Origin of the sequence: Bartonella sp. TT110JLCBS, assembly GCF_042193405.1 — a bacterium.
GTDB lineage: Bacteria > Pseudomonadota > Alphaproteobacteria > Rhizobiales > Rhizobiaceae > Bartonella.
The window spans coordinates 1-1071 of the sequence record NZ_JBHILT010000127.1 but is presented as its reverse complement, the minus strand read 5'-3'; the positions used below and the strand labels follow the sequence as shown (position 1 = coordinate 1071).

The window sequence follows — 1071 nt, the reverse complement described above, 5'->3', positions numbered from 1 at the left end:
AACATCACTCCGCTTAAGAGCAAAACTGAAACCACTGCTATCCATAAAATTTCATTCGAACTCATCTTTATCTCCTTTAATTTTTATGAGGGCGGTCATCATGACCAATCTGTTGTGCTTCGCATTCCATTAAAAAAAGAATGCAACAAGCCGCATGTGCCAAGTGTGATAAATCACTCTCAGCATCCTTATGCTCTCCACCAAACCATGCTAATAAATGACGTAAAGCAGCACCGTGAAACCTGCTCCAGTGCATGCCATTACGCCAATTGTTTGCTCCGTACTTCTTTGCCCCAAACTCTAAAACTTTGCCGATTTCAATCAGTGCCAACGGCGGTATAAGCTCTATACGAGGCTTACCATCATCATTCTTATGCGCTTCGTTTGTGCTATATGAAACGTGTTTACGCATGTAAACTTCGTCGTTATCGCTAACCTCTCCATAGCCACAAACCTTGGTATATCCACAAACCTTGGCATTTCCGTAAACACGAGCATTTTCACAAACCTTAGCATTCCCATACACATGCGCATTGCCATAAACCGAAGCATCATTACTAACACAGACATAGCCACAAACCTTGGCATTGCCATAAACACGGGCATGGTCACTAACATGCGCATGCCCACTAACACGAGCATTTTCATAAACTCTAGCTCTGCCATAAATATGGGCATTGCCATAAACATAACTATCTCCATAAATAAAAGCATCTATACCAACACGGGCATTGCCATAAACACGGGCGTTTTCATAAACATTGGCTCCATTAAAAACCCATGCATTTTCATAAACCTTGGCATTATCAAAAACACAAGCCTTCTGAGCAACCCAACATTCACCATGATGACTTAAGTTGCTCTCTTTTTCGATATACCCCCCAATCTCTCCAGCCTTCACATCTCCAAAATCTCTTAAGGCTTTAATACGATGAAGTGTGTGATTACCAAAAACACGTGTCTCATCCGTGAATTCATATTTCTTTTCTACAGCCATCTTTATCTCCTTAATGCTGTAAAGTTTCTCCGGTGTGATCAACACCGCAGCTCTTGCTAATTTTCGACAATGGG

At 41.5% G+C, this 1071-nt stretch carries 1 protein-coding gene; it reads right to left on the bottom strand.

From position 1 onward, the window contains the following. Positions 1 to 76: 76 nt before the first annotated feature. The coding region (locus ACFILW_RS09950) for a dATP/dGTP diphosphohydrolase domain-containing protein (RefSeq protein ID WP_375685754.1) at positions 77 to 1071 on the bottom strand (995 nt) is incomplete at its 5' end.